This window comes from Candidatus Paceibacterota bacterium (genome assembly GCA_041660505.1).
GTDB lineage: Bacteria > Patescibacteriota > Minisyncoccia > Phycocordibacterales > JACRKE01 > JBAZWG01.
Genome location: JBAZWG010000001.1, coordinates 280449 through 302413, shown reverse-complemented (window position 1 = coordinate 302413; position 21965 = coordinate 280449). Strand labels below are relative to the sequence as shown.

Annotated in this window: 19 protein-coding genes; 18 read left to right on the top strand and 1 reads right to left on the bottom strand. The window is 44.9% G+C overall.

Annotation, left to right across the window (positions count from 1 at the left end; all coding sequences use genetic code 11):
* Positions 1–65 precede the first annotated feature (65 nt).
* From WC764_01640 to WC764_01615, 6 genes are read left to right on the top strand one after another with little or no spacing between them, the layout of a single operon-like run.
* Positions 66–2132 (top strand): type IV secretion system DNA-binding domain-containing protein, encoded by a 2067-nt coding sequence (locus WC764_01640; GenBank protein ID MFA6006411.1) that lies wholly within the window; start codon positions 66–68, stop codon positions 2130–2132.
* Complete coding sequence (locus tag WC764_01635; protein MFA6006410.1) at positions 2129–3241, top strand: glycosyltransferase family 4 protein; 1113 nt, start codon at positions 2129–2131, stop codon at positions 3239–3241. Before WC764_01640 ends, WC764_01635 begins: the two co-directional genes overlap by 4 nt.
* Complete coding sequence (locus WC764_01630) at positions 3234–4733, top strand: GtrA family protein (GenBank protein ID MFA6006409.1); 1500 nt, start codon at positions 3234–3236, stop codon at positions 4731–4733. Before WC764_01635 ends, WC764_01630 begins: the two co-directional genes overlap by 8 nt.
* Entirely contained in the window at positions 4721–5782 is a 1062-nt protein-coding gene (locus tag WC764_01625) for a glycosyltransferase (GenBank protein ID MFA6006408.1), read from the top strand. The genes WC764_01630 and WC764_01625 overlap by 13 nt, the downstream gene beginning before the upstream one ends.
* Entirely contained in the window at positions 5779–7242 is a 1464-nt protein-coding gene (locus WC764_01620; protein ID MFA6006407.1) for an NAD(P)/FAD-dependent oxidoreductase, read from the top strand. Before WC764_01625 ends, WC764_01620 begins: the two co-directional genes overlap by 4 nt.
* Positions 7243–7250: 8 nt before the next feature.
* Entirely contained in the window at positions 7251–8588 is a 1338-nt protein-coding gene (locus WC764_01615; GenBank protein MFA6006406.1) for a glycosyltransferase family 39 protein, read from the top strand.
* Positions 8589–8616: 28 nt separating this feature from the next.
* Here the strand turns inward: WC764_01615 and WC764_01610 are convergent, their stop codons facing one another.
* On the bottom strand, positions 8617–10092 hold the full coding sequence (locus WC764_01610; protein MFA6006405.1) for an FAD-dependent oxidoreductase: 1476 nt from the start codon (positions 10090–10092) through the stop codon (positions 8617–8619).
* Positions 10093–10156: 64 nt separating this feature from the next.
* On the opposite strand from WC764_01610, the gene WC764_01605 reads away from it, so the two are divergent.
* Genes WC764_01605 through WC764_01550 form a run of 12 tightly spaced genes read left to right on the top strand, consistent with a single transcriptional unit; the run spans position 10157 to position 21964 of the window.
* Positions 10157–10990 carry an NAD(P)-binding domain-containing protein gene (locus WC764_01605; protein ID MFA6006404.1) on the top strand — a complete coding sequence of 278 codons (834 nt, stop codon included), beginning with the start codon at positions 10157–10159 and terminating at the stop codon, positions 10988–10990.
* A complete protein-coding gene (locus WC764_01600; GenBank protein ID MFA6006403.1) occupies positions 10980–12050 on the top strand; it encodes a glycosyltransferase in 1071 nt (356 codons plus the stop codon). The genes WC764_01605 and WC764_01600 overlap by 11 nt, the downstream gene beginning before the upstream one ends.
* Positions 12047–13117, top strand: coding sequence for a glycosyltransferase (locus WC764_01595; GenBank protein MFA6006402.1), 1071 nt, complete (start codon positions 12047–12049; stop codon positions 13115–13117). The genes WC764_01600 and WC764_01595 overlap by 4 nt, the downstream gene beginning before the upstream one ends.
* A complete protein-coding gene (locus tag WC764_01590) occupies positions 13107–14072 on the top strand; it encodes a hypothetical protein (protein MFA6006401.1) in 966 nt (321 codons plus the stop codon). Before WC764_01595 ends, WC764_01590 begins: the two co-directional genes overlap by 11 nt.
* The gene (locus WC764_01585) at positions 14069–15142 is read left to right on the top strand and encodes an exostosin family protein (protein MFA6006400.1); all 1074 of its coding nucleotides are present in this window, start codon (positions 14069–14071) and stop codon (positions 15140–15142) included. The genes WC764_01590 and WC764_01585 overlap by 4 nt, the downstream gene beginning before the upstream one ends.
* Positions 15143–15174: 32 nt before the next feature.
* Positions 15175–16635 (top strand): glycosyltransferase family 39 protein, encoded by a 1461-nt coding sequence (locus WC764_01580; protein ID MFA6006399.1) that lies wholly within the window; start codon positions 15175–15177, stop codon positions 16633–16635.
* A complete protein-coding gene (locus WC764_01575) occupies positions 16632–17936 on the top strand; it encodes a glycosyltransferase (GenBank protein ID MFA6006398.1) in 1305 nt (434 codons plus the stop codon). Before WC764_01580 ends, WC764_01575 begins: the two co-directional genes overlap by 4 nt.
* Complete coding sequence (locus tag WC764_01570; GenBank protein MFA6006397.1) at positions 17933–18352, top strand: FdtA/QdtA family cupin domain-containing protein; 420 nt, start codon at positions 17933–17935, stop codon at positions 18350–18352. Before WC764_01575 ends, WC764_01570 begins: the two co-directional genes overlap by 4 nt.
* Positions 18353–18357: 5 nt before the next feature.
* Positions 18358–19464, top strand: coding sequence for a DegT/DnrJ/EryC1/StrS family aminotransferase (locus tag WC764_01565; protein MFA6006396.1), 1107 nt, complete (start codon positions 18358–18360; stop codon positions 19462–19464).
* The gene (locus WC764_01560; GenBank protein MFA6006395.1) at positions 19464–20081 is read left to right on the top strand and encodes a class I SAM-dependent methyltransferase; all 618 of its coding nucleotides are present in this window, start codon (positions 19464–19466) and stop codon (positions 20079–20081) included. Before WC764_01565 ends, WC764_01560 begins: the two co-directional genes overlap by 1 nt.
* A 24-nt stretch (positions 20082–20105) precedes the next feature.
* Positions 20106–20843 carry a methyltransferase domain-containing protein gene (locus WC764_01555; protein MFA6006394.1) on the top strand — a complete coding sequence of 246 codons (738 nt, stop codon included), beginning with the start codon at positions 20106–20108 and terminating at the stop codon, positions 20841–20843.
* Complete coding sequence (locus WC764_01550; protein MFA6006393.1) at positions 20840–21964, top strand: glycosyltransferase family 4 protein; 1125 nt, start codon at positions 20840–20842, stop codon at positions 21962–21964. The genes WC764_01555 and WC764_01550 overlap by 4 nt, the downstream gene beginning before the upstream one ends.
* The last annotated feature ends 1 nt before the right edge of the window (position 21965 follow it).

Genomic DNA, 21965 nt, shown 5'->3' with positions numbered 1-21965 from the left:
TATCTGTGCATATATGCACGGCAATATTATACAAGCATTCACGATTTTATGCTAGAATTATACTCATGCTAGAGGACAATCGAGTAACCTATTTCGCCGAGACTAATCATCGCGACAAGCGCGTGCGTTTCGGTATTAAACACAAAGACCGCCGACAGCATTTTTATATTATCGGCAAGTCGGGTACCGGCAAGACGGTGCTTTTAAATAATTTGGCCGTCCAAGACATTCGCAATGGCGCGGGGCTTTGCGTCGTCGACCCGCACGGAGAATTCGTGGAGGGCTTGCTCGCCCAAATTCCCAAACATCGCTTGAATGATGTTGTCTACATTAATCCGGCCGATCCGGCCTTCCACACCGGCTTCAACGTGCTCGAGCTCGACGATCCGGAGAAGAAACATTTAATCGCATCAGGTCTTATGGGAATCTTCACGAAGATCTGGGCTAACGTCTGGTCGGCGAGAATGGAATATATAATGAACAACTGCGTCTTGGCGCTTCTCGATACGCCGGGTTCGACGCTACTCGGCATTCCGCGACTTTTGGTAGACAAAAATTATCGTCAGAGGATTGTGGCGAATATTAAAGACCCGGTGGTGCTGACATTCTGGATTAACGAATACGAGAACTGGCAAGAGAAGTTCCGCAGTGAGGCGATTGCGCCAATTCAGAATAAAGTCGGGCAATTCTTGTCTACTTCTCTCGTCAGAAATATAGTCGGCCAGAAGAAGAGCACTATCAACCTCTACGACATGATGAATGAGCGCAAGATAATCTTGCTTAACGTATCGAAGGGGCGCATTGGCGAAGATAACTCCGACCTTCTTGGTTCAATGTTTATCACCAAGATCCAACTATCCGCAATGGAACGCGTGCGCATACCAGAGAAAGATCGCGAAGACTTCTATCTGTATGTAGATGAGTTCCAGAATTTCGCGACCGACTCGTTTGCCGATATTCTCTCCGAGGCGCGCAAATATCGTCTCGACCTTATTATCGCGCATCAATATATCGGGCAATTAGCCGAAGATAACTCGACCAAGGTGCGCGATGCGGTATTTGGTAATGCCGGTACAATGGTGATATTCCGCGTCGGTGCCGATGACGCAGAGTTCCTCGAGAAAGAACTCACCCCCGACTTCCTCGCGCCCGACATGGTTAACTTGCCGAACTACCAAATTTACACTCGCCTCATGATAGACGGCGTTACCAGCCGGCCATTCTCTGCCTACACTTTGCCCCCGGCGAAGGCTGAAGGTGAGGTCTGTACGGCGGATGAGATTATCGACGCTTCGCACAAACGCTACTGCCGATCGCGAGAAGTGGTTGAACGAGAGATTAATGACTGGAGTGGAATGATGCCCGCCGGAGCAGAACCGGCGCCTAAAACAGACACACCCGCGTCTGTTCGGCCGACGAACCCCACGGAATCGTCCAAACCCGCCACAAATCAGACAGTACCAATATCATCTAGTCTTGCCACCAATCATGGCATCTCTGGGCTAGCAAGCTTGGGTATTGAGTTTGAAGCTGAACCCGGTCAGAGGCAAGCATATTCTACTGCGTCGTCAGCAAACAAGTCGATACCACGGCCGGCTGACTCTCTCATGCAACGTATGGCGCGGGCGAGCACGCAGTTCGACAGTATAAAAGAAATAAAAAAGAAAATTCAGAAGGCCGGGGCAAGCAGTGATCTGGCGAGCGCTCTAAGGCTGGAAGTCGAACCCGATGAACCGAAAATTCCCGAGGCCAGCAAGCCGATGGTATTAAAAAAGCTTGAAGAAAAAGGCGAGAGCAATTTGAGCGAACTACAGAAAACGATCAAAAACGTTTTAGAAAAAGATGTTCTTAAGCGCACTGTTGTAACACCGCTTCCGACGCCGATGCCACCGAAACCAGTTACTCCGCCTTTCGTGCCCAAGCCTGTTATCTCGCAACCTGTTATACCCACGCCTCCGCCACCTACACCGCCAAAAGTCATAATTCAAGCCCCAGAACCGGCAAAACAGCAAGTAACCAATGCACCCCTCCAACAGGTTATAAAAGAGATACCCGAGGATGTCCTCCGCCGCACGGTCCAAGTGACCGAAGATGATAAACGGCAGCGATTCGGGAATACCAAAAGACCGTGAATTCAGAGAAAAGAGTAATAATATTCTCCCTGGCATTTTATCCGTTCGAAAGCGGAGGGGAGATTGCGCCGCGCAAAATCATGGAGCTCAATCCCGACATTCACTTCGACGTGATAACTTGGAAATTTAATACAGAGTGGCAAAGTATCGAGACCAAAAATAATATAACGATATACAGAATCGCCTGGCCGACAAAATATGGCTATATTGTCGGAGGATTTCTAAAAGCAGTAAGACTTACATTCAAACAGCCTTATGATTTTTCCTGGTCTATTATGGCCGGATACTCTGGCGGGATTGCGCTTTTGTACAAAATATTTTTCTCGCGTACGCCACTTTTACTCACGCTTCAGGAGGGCGATCCGATAGAACACATCATGAAGCGTGTAGGAATTCTGCGCCCGCTCTTCCGTCTGCTTTTTGAAAAAGCCGACGCTATTCAGGCGATATCAAATTATCTAGCGAGCTTCGGCAAGCAGATGGGTTTCCGCGGGATGCCGATAGTGGTGCCGAATGGGGTTGAAGTCCCTGTGGAGGTCCGACCTCCGAATTTTTCGGAGGTCGGACCTCCACAGGAGATAATTCTGATTTCCAATTCGAGACTCGAGAAGAAGAATGGATTTGATATCGTGATACGCGCGCTTAAAGTGTTGCCGGAGAATATTATATTTAAGAATGTTGGCGATGGGGCTGAACGAGAGAATCTAATTAAACTTGCGAAAGAGCTTGATGTGGCGGGACGAGTCACGTTAGATCAAGCAGTACCGTATGAGCAGGCGATAGAATATCTTAAACAAGGTGACATTTTCGTACGGCCGTCCCGCACAGAAGGGCTCGGTAGTTCATTCCTTGAGGCGATGGCACAAGGTGTGCCTATTATAGGCACACCTGTTGGCGGTATCCCGGATTTTCTTAAGGACGGCGAGACGGGTATTTTCTGCGAGCCGGAAAGTCCAGAAAATTTTGCCCAAGCAGTCACACGTTTGGTTCAAAATCCTGCACTGTATGAACATGTGAGTAAAGGCGGTTATGAGCTGGTCAAATCAGGCTATTCGTGGCAGTCTGTAGGGATGCGTATGCGCAATTTGTTCGAATCTCTTCATGCTTAGACATTACGAAAGTTTAAAAAGTCTGTTCGAGGAGACATTCCCGAGAATAGATAAATATACTCGCGCCCACCGCCGTGTAATCAAGTATATTATAGCTGGTGGCACGTCGGCTTGGACTGATATTGCGCTCCTTTTCGCCTTCACCCACTTTCTCGGCATACATTATATATACTCATCGATAATCGCTTGGATTATCGCATTCTGGATAAGCTTCTTCCTGCAGAAGTTTTGGACATTCGGTAAGCGCACACTCAAAGGCGCGCATCGCGAGCTCATTATCTACTTTTCTGTCGCTCTCATAAACCTAGCGATCAATACCTACGCGCTGTATGTTTTCGTCGAATTTCTACATATAAACTATCTTATATCACAAATCATCATCGGTCTGGCCACTGCGGTTGTAACCTATTCTATAAACAAATTTTTCATTTTCAAACATATTCATCCGGCTGGGAAATATGTAATAGTGATAGCCACGCCATCATACCCGCCAGACGCTGGCGGTCCGTCAACTCATGCCGAGAAATATGTTCAAGAATTTACGAGGGTTGGTCACGAGGTCCGGCTGGTTATATTTTCTAAATTACTTCGGTTGCCGGCAGGGCTTCGGCATCTAGTCTTTGCGTTCTTTGTTGCACGGCAATCTATCGGCGCGAATATTATATATGTGATGGATCCGGTTTCTTCCGGAGTAGCCGCCTACGTCGCCAGACTTTTGCGCAAGCCATATATAATTCGCGTGGGCGGCGACATAGTTTGGGAGCGAGGTGCAGAAAAGGGGCTAATCAGCAAATCCTGCATTACATTTTACGAAACAGAAAAATATTCAAATTTTCGTTTTTATAACATAACGAAGTCCGTACTGCAACATGCGAAAAAAGTAATTGTTCCCAGCCAGTTGCTTGCGAAAGTGTGCGAGAAATACTACTCTATACCTGCAAAAAAAATTATTTTGATTCCTAACCCACTTCCGACAAAAATTTCTCCAATACAATATTCTGAACGTTCAGTAATATTCGCGAGCAGGCTCGTCGAGTATAAAAATCTTGGATTCGTAATCAAGGCTTTTTCTGATATCGATGCAACGTTGTACATCTTGGGAAGTGGTCCGCAAGAAATTAAAATCGCTATCGGAAACGTTAAGGCGGTGGGCACTGTGTCTCGAGAAAAAAAAGACGAATATTTAAAAAAGTGCATGCTGACAATTGCGCCGGCGCTGACCGAATTTAACCCGAACTATGTGCTGGAAGGTTTCGCCTTCGGCAAGCCGACACTTATGAGCCGCGAGAACGGCATGCCGTTCGCACTGCCGGAAAATATGCTCTTCAACCCGCGCAATGAAAGAGAATTCATAGAGAAGCTGAATTTCTTGCTGTCAGAAAATGGCTATAAACAAGCACAAAATTGGGTAAAAGAGCTTTCGTACTCGCAGACTTGGGAGAATGTGATACAAAAGAATTTAGAAATAATTTCCGAGGTATGCGGGTCTTAATGCTCTCAACCGACCGGAAGATATTGGAGGAGGGAAGTGATGCTCGTAGGCGAATGCTTGAATACGCGAGTGTATTTGGACAGCTCGATATTCTGCTCGTGGTTAAGAGGTTTAAAGTTGCCATGCCTGCCGGCAGGCAGGAAAGTTTAAAGTTGAAAGTGAATGAAAAATTAACGATTCATACAATTTCATTCTTGCGCGCATTTATTTGGACTCCAGAAATAAAACCAGACGTAATCACCGCCCAGGACCCATTCGAAATCGGTTTCATCGGTTGGCGCATAGCAAAAAAACTCGGCGTGAAATTGAACTTGCAAATTCACACTGACTTTCTCTCACCTTATTTTACAAAAAATTCTTTTTTAAACTGGATACGAGTAAAAATAGCCAAATTTTTGCTGCCCAAAGCCGACTCAATACGCGTTGTATCGGAAAGAATAGAAACCTCACTGCTCACTACTCACTGCTCACTGCCGCCAATTCACGTTCTCCCGATATATGTCGACACAGACAAGTTAAAAAACGCGCCAATAAATGCAGATTTGCATAAAAAATATCCGCAGTTCGAGAAAATAATCCTGATGGCCTCGCGCTTGACCAAGGAGAAAAACATCAGCCTCGCCATAGAATCAATGAAAGAAGTGAGCAAGCAAAATCCCAAAGTCGGTTTGATTATCGTCGGCTCCGGCCCCGAGTTTGAAAACTTAAAAATGCTCACTGCTCACTGCTCACTACTCACTACTGTTCTATTCGAGCCCTGGACCAACGACTTGGCCAGCTACTACAAAACAGCCGATATTTTCCTGAACACGTCTTGGTATGAAGGATACGGCATGACGCTAGTAGAAGCGGCCGCCTGCGGTACGCCCATAATCTCAACTGATGTTGGAGTCGCTCGCGAAGTCAGCGCAGTTGTAGTAGGATGGGATACAAAGACGGTTGCGTCCGGTATCCTACAGTTGCTTCACAATCCTGCCGTACCGAAACTTCCCTCGATGATTTCTACGACAGAATATTTAGAGCAGTATCGTGCATTATTGTCACAATGATTGAAAAAAAACAGAAAGTAATAATTATCGGTGCCGGCCCGGCAGGTTTGACTGCGGGGCTCGAACTTCTTCGTCACGGACAAGAGGTGTTGATTCTCGAAGAAGATCCTACTTACGTAGGAGGAATCTCTCGAACAGTGAATTACAAAGGGTATCGCTTCGATATAGGCGGGCACCGATTTTTTTCGAAAAATCAAGAAGTAATGCAATGGTGGCATGCTATTTTGGGAAACGACTTCTTGCAACGGCCGCGGAGTTCCCGCTGGTTTTATAAAAAGAAATTTTTTTCATATCCCATTAAACCTTTTGAGATATCGTGGAAGTTTGGGCCGGTGTTTGCTCTTCGATTTGTCGGGTCATATACGTACCGCAGATTTTTCCCTATCAAACCGGTGACCAACATGAAGGCATGGTTCCAAAATAACTTCGGCGACTTTTTGGCAAAACCTTTTTTCATCGACTATAACGAAAAGTTATGGGGAATACCGTGCGACCAGCTTGCCACCGATTTTGCGACACAGCGCATAAAAGGGGTGTCGGTATGGAACACGCTGATTGATCCGCTCAAGAAAAAGTTCAGTAGCGGAAGTGGTGTCAAAAGCTTTATTGATACCTTTAACTATCCAAAATTAGGTCCCGGCCAAATGTGGGAGAAGGTGGCGAAGGTGATACGAGAAAAAGGAGGTACAATACAGTTGGGCAATAAGGTGACAGATATTCATATTGTGCACGGTCGCGTTGAATATGTAGAAGTTCTGCGGAACGGAGTCAAGGAGCAGATACGAGGCGATCAATTTGTATCGACGATGCCGTTTAGAGAGCTCGCCATTCAAATCGCACCACCGCTGTCAAACGGAGTTTTGGAAGCTGCGCAAAAGCTAAAAATGCGCGATTTCATCACTGTTGGCATCATCGTAAATGAGCCAAATATTTGTCCTGACAACTGGATCTATACGCATGACGAGGGTATGAAGCCTATACGCTTTCAAAACTATAAAAATTGGAGTCCATTCATGGTCCCCGACAGCAGTAAAACGGTTATTGGACTTGAGTATACATGTAACGCGATTACCAGCGATCTGCTCTGGGGCATGACTGATGAGGAGTTGAAAAAACAGGGTATCAGTGACTTTTTAAGGTTAGGTTTTGTCACGCGGGATAAAATTCTTGATGCCTCGGTTATACGCATGAAGAACGTGTACCCTGTCTACGACCTCGAATATCAAGAAAAGATATCGCGTATTCGTGCAGAGGTAGACAGCATAAGCAACTTGCACCCGATTGGCCGAGGAGGCATTCATAAGTACAATAACAGCGACCACTCTATGGTGACGGCATTTCTTGCGGTCAAGAATATTATGGCCGGCGAACGCAAGTACGACGTGTTTAATGTAAACTCGGACGCAGAGTATCATGAAGAGGAGCAAAAAAAATGGCCGTATAACATTCCTAGGTTTTAAAGGAAGCGATGAAGCCTGAAGCTGCACAAGATAGCTATAATGAACGACTATTGTTTGGGCTTGGTCTGCTCGCCCGCTTGTCGGCATTTTTTCTCCTCCTTTTTTTTTATGGCGCCGGCGCTTTCTATGCTGCGAACAATGGTATCTCCATAACCGGTAATGATCTCCAAAATTACCTTCTCGATGCGCGAAATTTGGTACACCACGGCGTCTACTCTCGATTTCCTGATCCGCCGTTCCAGCCGGATAGTTTCCGCACGCCCTTATTTCCGCTTCTTCTTGCCCCCGCTGTTTACTTTTTTGGAATATCCGGAATCTGGATAGCCGTTTTAGTTTTAGACGTGTTCCTTTCGGGAATCGGTATCTACGTCTATCGACTTGCTCAATTATTTCTCTCGAAAAATGCGAGTTTTATTGCTGGTCTGCTGATCGTTATTTGGCCGCTTTTGGCATATCAAACTAATCTACTCGAACCAGATGCGCTCTTCGTCTTTCTGTTTGTCTATGTGATATACAGACTCGTACGATTCAGTCGTACCGAAAAAACGACAGACCTCGTTCTCTCGGCTGTTGCGCTCGGTTTAAGTATCTTGGCTAAGCCGGTCGGCACGTATCTCATCCCGCTTCTTGCACTATGGATTGGGTGCATGTGTTATCGCAAACTGAAAATCGCAACTGCCGTCAGACATGCGTTGTTGTTTATTGCGTTGTCGTCCCTTGTGCTCGTGCCGTGGGTCATTAGAAATAAAATTGTTTTTGGAGTCGCCGAATTATCCTCAATCACCGCGTATAATTTTTACGCGTACCACACTCACGATTTTATATTCGCCGATGAATCACAACCGATAGCCCCGTCACAAGTCAGAGAGCCTGAAAGAAATCTATCGTATTCATCACAATATATGCACGTGGTCCTACAACGAATAAGCCACAACCCCATCGGGTATGCCGGCGAGCATTTCGTCGGTTTCATACGCAACCTGGTAGCAAATGACCTGTCCGCAATATATTACCTTGACCACGCAAAGATCATCCCTTTTCCCTACAATCCCGAGACCAAAGATCCGTGGAGTGAATTTTTGAAGTATGCGACCCAGTTCGTTTTTGTATTCGTGTACCTGGCCATCGGGTCATTGTTGTGGAAGGTGCGGAAAAATAAAGACCTCTATTACACATTACTGCTCTTTGCGTTTTGCGTGCTGTATTTTACCATTACTCCCGGACCGAGCAGTAATCCGAAATATCGATTGCCTGCGCTACCATTTATTGTCATACTCTTCGTATACTTTTGTGAGTATATGAAAAAGACGCCCAAAACTAGACCCGTCGACACCAGACAGTCATGACCGGCAATCGATGTAAAAAAGATAGCCGTTATGCGCCTGTTGTACCCGAGGGTACCGTGCCCTTTTCAAAATATTCTTTTTCCTCGCCCACGGATTCGATATCGTAGTGTGTGCCGTCGATAATGCTCTTCGCGGCTAACATTCCCATCTCGAGCGAATGATCCTGGTTGTTATAGCGGAATCTTCCCGGGCGCCCAATGTAAAACAGGTTTGTAAATGTGTCCAAATAGTTCTTGACTACTGATAAATATTCCTTGTAGTGTAGATCATAAATCGGATACACATTCTTTTGTTTGATCATGTAATAGTTTCGTACTTCAGCTGCTGTAAATAGACCAGCCTCGAGAATATATGGCAAGGTGTACGCAAAAAGCTGCTCCGCGTTCATGTTCCACACTTCGTCTCCCTCAAAACAGAAATACTCAATGAAAAGTGAGGTCTTTCCCGGAGGACTCATGTGGCTACTGAAATTTTTCATTTCACTAACCCGTCCTATGGGTACGTGCTTTGAAGGAAAGTAAATCCACTGATCGGGGGTGACGGACTCCTTATTCAGTGTGACGAAAAGATACACCTGGCTGCGGTGGCGTAGTTTTGCTAATGACTCAAGTATGGGTTTGGGTGGCAGCGGCCGGAGCATTTTTACGAATTCAGTCATCGGAATCGACTCTACTACCTGTTTGCATTCAAAAAGTAGCTCGCCTTCCGGAGAATCTACGACGACCGAGTATATAGTTCCGTTTGCGTGCTGGAATGTTTTTGGCGCAGTGTTAAGTAACACGCGGTATCCTTTTTCAAGAAGACGCGTTTTGATCGTTTCATAAATGAGACCCGTTCCTTGCGCAGGATAGTAAAACGTGTCTATCAAAGATTTCGGTTTCTTTCGGCCCCCACCCGCCACAAAAAGTTTTGCTCCAGCTTCTTTCAATAATGAAATAAAGCTTAGTCCTTTTATGCGTTGTGCCGCCCAATCCGGGTGGATGTCCTTTGCTGAAATTCCCCAGATCTTTTCTGTGTAATTGATCATACTAAACTCTCCAAGCGATCGTCCAAAGTTCGCGACGACATAATCTTCAAAACTTGCTATTTTTTTTCTGAACAATCCATAGTGTAGCTTCGCGATTGCATAGTCGATACCCATGCGGATTGCTTTTGATGTACCAAGGTTGCGTAAAGCTTGCGGAGCATTCACGGGATAATCGTAAAACTTTCCGTCAATGAACTGCCTCGTCTGGCGCCTCACCTTAATCCATTTTTCATGCAAAATGTCTTCAATAAACTTGTATAAATGTGGGTTTTTCGAAAAAAAGCGATGAGGTCCATTATCGGTATAAAACGTCAGACCATCACTTTCGGTGAATGTATATGTCTTGGAAAGTCCGCCGACAGAAGCTTGCCGTTCGATAAGAATAAATTCTTTGCCTGCCTTTGAGAGTTCCATGGCGGTCGCGAGCCCCGCAGGTCCGGCACCAATGATAAGTGTTTCAGTTTTTACTATTTTCATGCAAAGATGTATGCTATGCTACCACAGATGAGCCTAAAAGAGAAATAGAAATTCAACCGAAAATATGCACAAAATAGGCTTTATTGGCCAGGGGTGGATTGGCAAGAACTATGCAGATGATTTCGAAAATCGTGGATTTGCCGTTGTTCGTTATTCGCTTGAGCCGGAATATATAGAAAATAAAAAGAAAATAAAAGATTGCGAATTCGTATTTATTGCGGTGCCGACACCAACGAAACAGACCGGTTTTGATATGAGCTATCTGCATGCGGTCTTACCACTCGTAGGCAAAGGCAAGGTTGCGATAATTAAGTCAACGATAATCCCAGGCAGTACGAAAAAACTTGCGAAAGAATTCACGCATTGTACCGTCTTTCATTCACCGGAATTTCTCGTCGAGAAGACTGCAGCACAGAACGCATCACATCCAGACAGAAATATTATCGGTGTGCCAGTCTGGGACGACAAGCACAAGAAGATTGCGAACGAAATTCTGAATATATTGCCAAAGGCGGCGTATGAGCTCATTTGCACAGCTGAAGAAGCGGAAATTATAAAATATGCACACAATATTCACGGCGTGATGCAGGTCGTATTCGCCAATACGCTTTTCGACCTTGGTACGGCGCACAAGGCAGACTGGGAACGTATAAAGAGCGCAATTTCTGCCGACCCGTATATGTGCGATAAGTACCTTAACCCAGTTCACAAGAGCGGGCGAGGTGCCGGCGGCGACTGCTTCGTCAAAGACTTCGAGGCCTTTATAGAATCATATTCAAAAAGCCTGAATGATAATATTGGAAAAAAAGTATTCGAGGCAATACGAGATAAAAATATTTCACTGCTTCGCGGTTCACAAAAAGATTTGGATAAAATTAAAGCGGTATATGGCGAGTAGGCAATTTGTCATGAAAATTCTCATTTGCACACAAAAAGTCGATGAAGGCGATCCGAACAATACGCTAGGGTTTTTCATCCGTTGGCTACGCGAGTTTTCAGCGCAATGCGAACAGGTGACTGTTATCGCGCTCGGTACAGGCACGTATAACTTGACAAATAACGTTCATATATATTCGCTCGGGAAAGAACATGGCGCTTCACGCTTTACTGAACTGGTAAATTTCTATCGATACATTTTTCGCGAACGGAAAAACTACGATGCGGTATTTGTGCATATGAATCCTGAATATGTGGTGCTCGGCGGATTCTTCTGGCGACTCATGGGTAAGAAAGTGAGCCTTTGGTACACGCATAAAAACGTCGATCTAAAATTGCGGATAGCAGAGAAACTAACAAACATTATTTTCACTTCAGCGCCCGAAAGTTTCAACCTCAAGAGTAAGAAAGTAAAAGTCCTGGGACACGGCATTGATGTGCCTTTACTCGATGCGGTTACAGGGAAGCCGGATGAAAATTTTTTCATGATATTGCACGTCGGCCGTATCACAAAGATAAAAAATCTTGACGTATTAATCGAGGCGGGAAAGTTGCTTAAGCAGAAACTTTCTAAGCCACTTAAGATTGTGCTTGTCGGTGGCCCAGCCACCGTGGCAGATCAAGACTATTTAGCGAGTTTAAAGAAACAAACCAAAGAGCTCGGCCTTGAGCAACAGGTTGAGTTTAAAGGCAATGTGCCATATACAGAAGTGGCAGGGTATATGAAGCGCGCGAATGTAACGGTTAATCTGTGCCCGACTGGTGGCCTAGACAAAACGGTTATTGAGTCAGTCGTTTGCGGCACACCGGTATTTGTCGCCAATGAAGCCTTCGGGGTATATTTCGGTAACTACACAGAAGAATTTATGATAAAGTATCGAGACCCGGAAGATTTGGCAGAAAAAATCCTAAAGTATGTTGGTTCTGGAAACGGGACAGCAATTCAAGAATTGCAAAAAGACTGGTCAGAAAAATTCGGGTTACAGAAGCTGATTACAAAAATCACAAAATATCTGAAATGAAGATTTGTTATTTTGGAATCTATGACCCCGAATATGCCCGTAACCAGGTGTTAATGATGGGATTAAGAGAAAACGGGGTAGAGGTTGTCGAGTGCAGAGTTGATCCAAAAAAATACTCGGGATTTAGCAAATATTGGCAATTGTTACATGAAGGTTTTCAGCTGAAAAAACGCAGGATGTTCGATGTTGTTATCGTTGGGTTCCCTGGACAGAGCGTTTATTGGATAGCATGTCTTCTGTGGGGCAAAAAGGCCATTATAGACATGTTTCTGTCGTTATACGACACAAACGTACTCGACAGGAGATTGTACACAGGATGGGGTATGCGCGGGTTACGTGACTGGTTCTATGACTGGTATAGTGCACATCTCGTTTCGTGTATTTTATTGGATACCAACGAGCATATTACATACATAACAAAGGCGTTCGGTGTTTCGGTTAAAAAATTCATTCGCGTGCCGGTATCGGCGAACCCAGAGATTTTTAGACCATTACCAATGCCACCTCACACAAATTTCGTTGTTGGGTTTACGGGGATGTTCTCACCGCTCCACGGTGCACAGTATATTATTGAAGCGGCTAAAATTTTGCGCGAACACGCTGATATTACATTCACGCTCGTTGGTTCTGGCCAAGATGAGAAAAACATATTCAAGCTTATACAGAAATATAAGCTTGAATCTTCAGTTAACTGCTTACCAGCTGTCCCCCAAGAACAACTACCGCGTATTATTGCGGGGTTCGATATTTGCCTCGGAATATTCGGTGCTTCAGAAAAAGCAGCTCGAGTGATTCCAAATAAGTTTTACCAGTACGCGGCGATGCAAAAACCTATTATCACCGCAAACACGCCGGCGCTACAGGAGTATTTTGTCGATAATCAACACTACCTCGGTTGCCGAGCAGCAGACGGCAAGGATTTGGCCGAAAAGATATTGAAACTCTATTCGGATAGAGGATTTTCTGGAACCATTTCAAAAAATGTTTATGAGTATTACTGTAAGAATTTGCAGCCAAAATCAATAGTGAACGAGCTGATCGCAAGCCTTTCGAAACATGAGATATAATATTGCCGTAATTTCTACACTCGATGGCCAGGATTATCTTGTCGAGACGATTCTTGATGGCCTTGATGCTCTGAAGCAAGACCAAGCAATCGACTATTTTTTTGTGGACGAACATTCAATTGAAGCGGCGCAAAAAGCCGATCTTATTCTACTGCTCTCAAACAAGTTCGGTTCGCAATACAATCTCGCGGCACGCGTGGATCGATGGGGGAGGACGGCATATATTGACGGTAGCGAACTCGGTAAGAATAATCGATACGACAGAGAGATCCAGAGAAAAGTCATTGAAGGAACGTACGAGGGCAGAGGAGCAATCAATCGGGAAATGTTAAAGAAATGCGCGCTCTATTTTCGGCGTGAAAAGCCCTATAGCCACAATATCATTCCGTTACCTTTCGGCATCGAGCGGCGTTACATACACTATCAGCAAGGCCAAAAGAAGGACGTTGACTTTGCCTGTATCTTTGGTCAAGACAAGTATCCGCCACTTCGACGCGAGGCGACAGAATTTTTAGAGTCATGGTGTCATAAGAATGGATTTACCTATGCCACAAAACATACCAGCTCTTTGTTTAATCGTGACTTCCGGAGTCAAAGGTCGCAAGATAGATTTTATGACATTCTTGCACGAACAAAAGTTGGTATCTCGGTTGGCGGCGGCGGATTCGACACCCTGCGCTTTTGGGAGATTTTGGCCAACAACTGTACCTTGCTTACGGAACAAATCGATATTTACGAATTGGGGAGTAGTATGCTCGAGTATCAAAGGATATTTCAGTTTAAAAATATCAATGAATTTGAAGTACAACTAGAGAAGCTCGGAATCCTACTGAAAACAAACGAATGGAAATTTGACCGTGATGTCGATGAATATCAAACAATTCTCGACACACATTCAACCAAAGCGCGTGTGCTTTCGATAGTCGACCGTGCAAAAGAAAAAGGAATCTTATGATAAAGATATACTACGATAAAACTCAACAAGGAGTATCGCTGACCCATCTGCTCTACCCGAACTTTAAGATCCAACACCGAGCGGGGAAGAGTCTTTTTAGTGATGGCATATTCAAGCAGTTTACCGAGCCGGTCGTAGCGATTACCGGCCGGCCCGAGGACGCTGATTTTATTTTGCTACCGCATAACTATGGGCAGATCAAGGATAATCAGGAACTCTTCTCCCATTATGTTGACTTGGCAAAACTTCAGCATAAGCGACTGATTATTTTCGCTTACGGCGACATCGACTACGATATTGATATTCCCGAAGCGATCATTTTCAAGAATGCCCTATATCGTTTCAAAAAGAAAAGGAACGAAATCAAGCTCCCGCTGTTTGTCGAAGATCTCGGTGCTCGGTGGGGGATCGATTATCAAGCCAAGGCGCATACAAAACCGTCGGTTGGATTTTGCGGTTGGGCAGAGTACGCCAGTCTGCGACAACGCGCGCGCGCGATGTTGTATCATCAATTCATCAACGTACAAAAGTCACTTACACATACTCCAGAGCTGGAAACCCTAAAACAGGGAATATACTTTCGTAAGAAAATACTGCACAGATTAGAGCAGTCAACACTCATAGAATCTAAGTTCATTCGACGCAGTGCGTTCTTTTTGCATAAGAATACGATTACCGTGGCGGCCGACGCCGGTCGTCAGGAGTTTGTGGCCAATATCAAGCAATCAAACTTTTCGCTCGCGGTACGAGGTGACATGAATGACTCAGCTCGTCTCTACGAAATCATGAGCCTTGGTCGTATACCGGTGTTACTCGATACCGAAACGGTGTTGCCCTTTGAAGGTACGCTCGACTACTCAAAATGTCTAGTACGAATTCCATACCCAGAGATCATGGATAGTCCAGAAATCATCTCAAAATTTTACCGTGAGCAAACGAGCAACTCTTTGATTGCCATGCAAAAGGAAGCGCGAAGAGTTTTCGAAAAACAGCTTCGCGTCGATGCATATTTTATCTCTATTTTCGCAAGCCCCGAGCAATTGCTGGCCGAACTGAAAGAAGTTGTCTAAATCGATATTTACCTGTAGTATTATTGCTACCAATGGAGTCCATCAAGAATATGTTTGAGAACCGATATGTACGCGTAGGCAGTATCGCCGTTGTTTTTTTGTTTTTCCTTTTTGAGTCCACCCATCACCTTACCGAGAATCCGCCTACCTGGATGGACGAAGGTTGGTATGGCCAGGCAGCATTCAATATTGTGGACGTGGGGCAACTGGGCGTGCGCACTTCCCCGGATCTTGTTACCTCCGGGTCTCGCATTACCGGCGGTTACCCCTATTTATACCCAGCGGCTGTGGTGGTGAAGATATTAGGTAAAAATTTACTTAGTTTACGTGTCGCGGCAGTTCTCTTTCTCGTGGCATTCTTTTGGACGGTTTTCTTTTTTTCGTATCAGCTGGCAGGTTTTTTGAGTGCTCTCGCAACAGTAGTGGTCGTGTCATCATTTCCCTCAATCTTTGGAAACGGCAAGAATTTTCTTGCAGAGATACCCGGATTGTTCTACCTATTGCTTTTCTTGTACGCCGTCTACCGTCTTGAAACAAGAAACACTTCAACCCATCGACACTACGTACTTGCCGGTGTCGCTCTGGGGCTTGCGGTGGCAACGAAGCCGATTTTACTCCCGTTGATTCCGGCGACGCTACTTATCTTTTTTCTTCGCAGGAAAACTTTTTCTAAGCAGGGGATGCTCTATGCACTGATTGGTTTCGGAATCGCTTTCCTCCTGTGGGCAGTGACCCAATTCAACCAAACTGATACGTTTTCCGGGGTTATGCAGTATTACATTAATCCATATAGCTTAGGAGATCTTCCTCTAATTATTGTGCAGAATGTGCGCAGGTTTGTGACTGAATACACTCCAGCATACTACATGGGAACGTTGATTATTTGGTGCGCGGCGATAGTGACCCGATATTATGCCAAAAAACATATCCGAAGTTTCGAACTTATCGCACTGGTTTATTCGATACTGATCTTCCTAGCGTACCTCAGAACGCCGGGATGGTATCGGTATTTGTTTATTGCGTTAGTTCTACATCTGTTCTTCTTGCCGGTAAATCTGACTGACATCGCGCAGTTCATTAGCCAAAAGTTTGAATTCTCAAAGTCTCTAGCGAGACTTATCGCGGTGATACTGTTATTTGGACTTGTTGCGATAAACATCAAGCTATTGTGGAGGGGGTCTTTTGTTGCGCTCTCGTATAACAGCCATAAATCAGAATTGCTGGAGAACTACATCGCGTCTATTCCGAAAAAAAGCCTATTCCTGATATACAACGCACCGGAGATTGCTCTTTTTCTTCCCGACTCAAGGAATTATTATCAGTATATACATAACGATGGCGGCGATATTGGTTCAGATAGTCTCCTCGCCTTGAAAGAAGGTACACCGGATATCGTTGCCATGCATCAAGAATCCTACAGTTCAACGTCGCCGCTTTTTGGAAAATATTCACATGTGCAGCTCGTTGGTAGCTATGTATTTTTGAAAAAATGAGCATCATCGACAGAAAATTATCTTCGCTCTCCATCTTCTTTCCTTGCTATAATGATAAGGGAACCATTGGTACGTTAATTTTAGAGGCACAACGCACGGCTGAGCGACTAACACCCGACTATGAAATTATTGTCGTTGACGACGGATCGACCGATGGAAGTCGAGAACTACTCGCAGATCTTGCCAAGAAACTCCCTTCTCTCAAGATTATCTATCATTCGTATAATCACGGCTACGGGGGAGCGTTGCGAAGCGGGTTCGAAGCAAGCAGTAAGGAATGGGTCTTTTATACAGACGGCGACGGACAATACGACGTTCGCGAACTTTTACAGCTTGCCGCCGCCGTCACTCCTGCGGTCGATGTCGTTAACGGCTACAAACGTAAACGCTCCGACCCTCTTCATCGCATAATCATCGGATCGTTGTACCAATATGCAATGCGCGGATTATTCACGTTGCCGGTTCGCGACCCCGATTGTGATTTTCGGTTAATTCGCAAAGAACTGCTAAACCGCATTCACCTGACGAGTACAACAGGAACCATCACGATAGAAATAGTGAAAAAGTTGCAGCTCGCGGGAGCACATTTCACGGAAGTAAGTATTTCTCACTATTTCCGGGTGTATGGGAAGTCTCAATTTTTCAATTTCAAGAGGGTTACCTTGACTCTGTGGCGCTTGATGTTCCTCTGGGTCGAGCTATTCATACCAAGACTAACGGGCAGGGTCTACCGTTTTTTTACACAACCATCGGTTGGCCTGGTTATTCGGCGAATTATCGAGCTAAATTTTTGGCGTCACCGTCAACTGCTGCTCAATACGCTTACCACATATGCACCCCAAGGACCAATACTCGACTTCGGGTGTGGAACCGGAGTATTGTCAACCGTCTTTGACCCGCAGCAATATGTTGGGGTTGATACCGACGCGATCAGTATCGCCTATGCAAAAAAACATCATCAAGGTAGATTTGTTAACTTCGACGGCCATACAATTCCTTTTTCTGACCAGTATTTCGGTCTCTGTTTTGTGGTAGGAGTTTTCCACCACCTTTCTGATCCACAAAGTTTACGTGCCTTTTCTGAAATTAAACGCGTACTTAGACCAGGTGCAAGGTTATTGATCATTGAGGACACCAAGAATTCCTTTCCAATAACGAGATTTGTACAAGCTCATGACCAGGGTAAGTTTATTCGTTCGCAAGAAGAGTGGGAACAGCTTATTGGTCGGGTATTTACGATAGAACAAAAAGGGCGATATTTCTGCGGTATATCTTATTATTCATATTACATATTGAAATGATAGAAATTAAAGTAAAAAATTCCGGTATCGTTTTCCTCCAACACTTTGATGATCGAAATGACGGCGTTTTAACCATTGGCGAATCAGAACGTAGTGTGCCATTCAAGATACAACGGATTTATTATATTAATAATCTAAAAAAGAGAACTGCGGTAAGAGGTAAGCATGCGCATAAAAAACAAAATCAAATAATTTTTTGTGTTAATGGGTCTTTTGTTTTGAATCTTGATGACGGAAGCAAAAAACAAAGCATCACCATGAACAACCCGTACATGGGAATTAAGCTCGATGCCATGCTTTGGCACGAAATGACCGATTTCTCACCGGACTGCGTTATTCTGGTGCTTGCTGATGATTATTACGACGCAAACGATTATATTAGAAACTACGAAGACTTTCTTTCTCTGGTAAAATAATTCCCATGATCACACCTTTCGATTTTAAGAGAAAATATAATAAATATAGGTCAGAAGTAAATTCCACCATGCAGCGTGTTTTAAGGCGTGGCGTATTTATTCTGGGACCAGAATTAGAGGTATTCGAAAAAAGTTTCTCTACGTATTTGAACATCCCCTACACTGTGGGCGTAAATTCTGGCACTGACGCTCTGTTTCTGGCACTAAAAGCAGTGGGGGTAGGGCATGAGGATGAAGTCATCACCGTTGCCAACACGGCAACACCGACCGTGAGCGCTATTCGAATGGCGGGTGCGACTCCCGTTTTTGTAGATATCGACGAAAAGACTTTTAATCTTGATACGACAAAGCTTGAGTCTAAAATTACCAAAGAAACAAAAGCAATCATTCCCGTGCATCTGTACGGATATCCGGCAGAAATGAATAGCATAATGAAGGTTGCAAAAAAATATAAACTTTTTATCATCGAAGATTGCTGCCAAGCGCATGGAGCCGAATATGCGGGCAAGAAAGTTGGCTCCTTCGGCGTGATGGGATGTTACAGCTTTTACCCGACCAAGAATCTCGGCACCATCGGGGACGCTGGAGCCATCGTGACGCGCGACAAAAAACTGTATGAAAAACTCAAGGCGCTCAGAAATTACGGTGAAGCATCAAAATATCATAATGTTACGGAAGGAGTGAATAGCCGACTTGATGAGATTCACGCAGCTTTTTTGAGCTGGGGTTTGCCGTATTTGGACGCCTGGAATACTGCACGCGAACATCTGGCCGATTTGTATATAAAAGAATTGCATGGCGCGCCACTTATTTTGCCAGAAATTTCTTCTGGGAAAGTGAAACGCGTATGGCACCAGTTTGTGATTAGAACCGATAAGCGCGACGCATTAAAAAAATATCTCGCCGACCACGATGTGATAACCTCAATTCACTACCCCATGCCGATCTTTAAGCAACCCGCATATAAGTTTTTTGGATATACCGATAAGGATCTTCCAATGACGAGCAAAGCGGCAAAAGAAATTCTGTCATTGCCGTTGTATCCAGAGTTGACGAATGCAGACGTGCGACGTGTCTGTCGTACCATACAAACGTTTTATAAAGAAAACTAATGAAAGCAATTTGGGAACAATTTTTTGACGAAAAAATCACTAAGATTTTTAATGAAAAGAAAGTGGTTATTGATATTGGAGGTGGACTGCGGATTATCAAAGAGAAGAATAACAGATACGACCCGTCACGCGCATGGATTGAGCCACTCTTAAAAAATGTTGAGTATAAAATTTTGGATCCAGTACCGGATTATAATCCTGATATCGTGGGGGATATTCATGCGCTTCCGTTTATGGATAACAGCACTGATGCGATCATCTGTATTGCCGTATTGGAACATGTTGAGAACCCCCTGCTTGCCGCGCAGGAAATGTTGCGCGTGCTCAAGCCGGGTGGATATCTCTTTGTATATGTGCCGTTTCTCTACTATTATCATGCCGAAATCGGTTATTATAAAGATTTCTGGCGGTTTACGCACGACTCCGTTCAGTATCTCTTTAAAGATTTTTCCACGGTGGAAGTTGCTCCGGTGCGTGGCGCAATAGAGACGCTGATAAGACTGACTCCCCTCGGTAGGTCGAACTTTTTCCTTCGTAGCGCAGGATTCTTCGATCGAATACTCGGGTACGCAAAAACCAAACAGGTGAGCGGGTATAATATTTTTGTCGTAAAGTAATATTCTTACATTGTATTCGGAGATATGCAGAAACAAGAGTATGACAATTTCAAAGATAACGATACCACCCACTGGTGGTTCCAAGGAATGTCGCGAATCGCGCTTGTCCTGGTGCAAAGATTTTCCGTCTCTCCGAAAAACTTGTGTATCTTAGATGCGGGATGTGGCACGGGGTGGTTTAGTGCAAAGATCAACCGATTCGGTACTGTCTATGCAGTGGATATCGAAGAAGAGGCTCTTGCGATTTGCCGAAGTCGAGGAGTTGCCAATACCGTACGAGCCGACGTAAATAGTTTGCCGTTTCCCGATAATTTCTTCGATATGATCGTATCCCTTGATGTCATCTATCATCAATATATACCGAGTGACAGTCGTGTCATGAAAGAATTCGCACGGACACTAAAGCCCAATGGAAGACTGATGGTCAGCGTTGCTGCGCATGAGTATTTACGCGGCCCTCACGACGAAGTTAACATGACGCGGCATAGATATTCACGCAAAGAATTGGAGCAATTGTTCGCAGATGCCGGCATACAGGTGGAACGAAGCACCTACGCAAATTTCTTTCTCTTTCCGTTTGTATATCTGAAACGGAGAATTGATCAACTGTTCCCCCCATTAGTTTCGCGGTCTGATATAAAAAGAGTCTCCCGTGGCATGAACAATCTTTTCTATCTGATTCTTACTATCGAGTCAGTCCTTATTAGGCACGTCTCACTGCCGCAGGGATCGACCGTTTTTTGTATTGGTATAAAAAAATGAAAACAGCTCCGCGCTTGCGATATTTTGCCAATATTCGCCTTCCAACCGAAAAAGCACACGGTGCCCAGATTATGAATATGTGCGAAGCTTTTGCCGACCAGGGGGTTCGTGTTGAGCTCATTGTGCCGCGACGGACCACCGCTATCTCGCAAGACCCTTTCGGCTACTACGCGATTCGAGAAAATTTTACGATTACCTATCTACCCGCCACTGAGATTACTTGGGCTGGCAGGGTCGGGTTTGCCGTCCAGACCGCTCGATATGTATTGCAGGCTTGCGGCATGGTCAAAAAATCTTCATCGAACGATATTCTCTATACACGGGATGCTATTGTGGCTTTTGCGTTTAGTTTCCTTCGGGTAAAATTCTTTTGGGAGCCGCATACGCCATCGCGGCGATGGATGGTTGCACGTATTCTGACCCACGCTTCAGGCATTATTCCCATCACCGACGGGCTTGATAGATACTTGCGTGACATCAGGCCGTCCTTTAATTCTTGCGTCGCTCCCGACGCTATTGGAGAGGCGTTCATCCGGACACATTATGATGCAATTGCTGCACGCAAAAAACTCGGCATCCCCGAAGGAGCCAAAGTAGTAATGTACCTTGGGTCGCTGAGCGAAGGAAAGGGGTATCGACAACTTTGTAAGATTTCAGGTGGGCTAAAGGCGAAAGGTATTTCGGTTGTCATTGCTGGAGGCAGCCAGAAGGAAGCCTCGCAGCTTCGCGGGCAATATCCGGACGTCATCTTCCTTGGACAAACGCGATATGCAGAACTGGCCGAAAACCAAGCTGCTGCAGATATTCTCGTCATCCCAAATACTGCGGACTCTGCGATCTCAAGGCTATACACTTCACCAATGAAGCTCTTTCCTCATATGGCGTCGGGCAGGCCCATTATTGTCTCCGATTTGCCATCGTTGCGTGAGATTGTCGACGAAAAGTCCGCTTTTCTTTTTCATCCCGACTCGGAAGGAAAAAATCTTCAGAATATGATAGAGTATATCTTTAGCCATTCAGAAGAAGCCCGACGGAGGGCCGAACAGGCCAAAAAAGACGTTGTACGATATACATGGAATGGGCGAGCAAAGAACGTTGTTCAATTTATCAAAACAAACTAAG

Excerpts from the sequence above, each read along its gene's own strand:
- WC764_01640 (MFA6006411.1), top strand. The coding sequence starts at position 66 with ATGCTAGAGGACAATCGAGTAACCTATTTCGCCGAGACTAATCATCGC.
- WC764_01630 (MFA6006409.1), top strand. The coding sequence starts at position 3,234 with ATGCTTAGACATTACGAAAGTTTAAAAAGTCTGTTCGAGGAGACATTC.
- WC764_01625 (MFA6006408.1), top strand. The coding sequence starts at position 4,721 with ATGCGGGTCTTAATGCTCTCAACCGACCGGAAGATATTGGAGGAGGGA.
- WC764_01620 (MFA6006407.1), top strand. The coding sequence starts at position 5,779 with ATGATTGAAAAAAAACAGAAAGTAATAATTATCGGTGCCGGCCCGGCA.
- WC764_01615 (MFA6006406.1), top strand. The coding sequence starts at position 7,251 with ATGAAGCCTGAAGCTGCACAAGATAGCTATAATGAACGACTATTGTTT.
- WC764_01610 (MFA6006405.1), bottom strand. The coding sequence starts at position 10,092 with ATGAAAATAGTAAAAACTGAAACACTTATCATTGGTGCCGGACCTGCG.
- WC764_01605 (MFA6006404.1), top strand. The coding sequence starts at position 10,157 with ATGCACAAAATAGGCTTTATTGGCCAGGGGTGGATTGGCAAGAACTAT.
- WC764_01600 (MFA6006403.1), top strand. The coding sequence starts at position 10,980 with ATGGCGAGTAGGCAATTTGTCATGAAAATTCTCATTTGCACACAAAAA.
- WC764_01595 (MFA6006402.1), top strand. The coding sequence starts at position 12,047 with ATGAAGATTTGTTATTTTGGAATCTATGACCCCGAATATGCCCGTAAC.
- WC764_01590 (MFA6006401.1), top strand. The coding sequence starts at position 13,107 with ATGAGATATAATATTGCCGTAATTTCTACACTCGATGGCCAGGATTAT.
- WC764_01585 (MFA6006400.1), top strand. The coding sequence starts at position 14,069 with ATGATAAAGATATACTACGATAAAACTCAACAAGGAGTATCGCTGACC.
- WC764_01580 (MFA6006399.1), top strand. The coding sequence starts at position 15,175 with ATGGAGTCCATCAAGAATATGTTTGAGAACCGATATGTACGCGTAGGC.
- WC764_01575 (MFA6006398.1), top strand. The coding sequence starts at position 16,632 with ATGAGCATCATCGACAGAAAATTATCTTCGCTCTCCATCTTCTTTCCT.
- WC764_01570 (MFA6006397.1), top strand. The coding sequence starts at position 17,933 with ATGATAGAAATTAAAGTAAAAAATTCCGGTATCGTTTTCCTCCAACAC.
- WC764_01565 (MFA6006396.1), top strand. The coding sequence starts at position 18,358 with ATGATCACACCTTTCGATTTTAAGAGAAAATATAATAAATATAGGTCA.
- WC764_01560 (MFA6006395.1), top strand. The coding sequence starts at position 19,464 with ATGAAAGCAATTTGGGAACAATTTTTTGACGAAAAAATCACTAAGATT.
- WC764_01555 (MFA6006394.1), top strand. The coding sequence starts at position 20,106 with ATGCAGAAACAAGAGTATGACAATTTCAAAGATAACGATACCACCCAC.
- WC764_01550 (MFA6006393.1), top strand. The coding sequence starts at position 20,840 with ATGAAAACAGCTCCGCGCTTGCGATATTTTGCCAATATTCGCCTTCCA.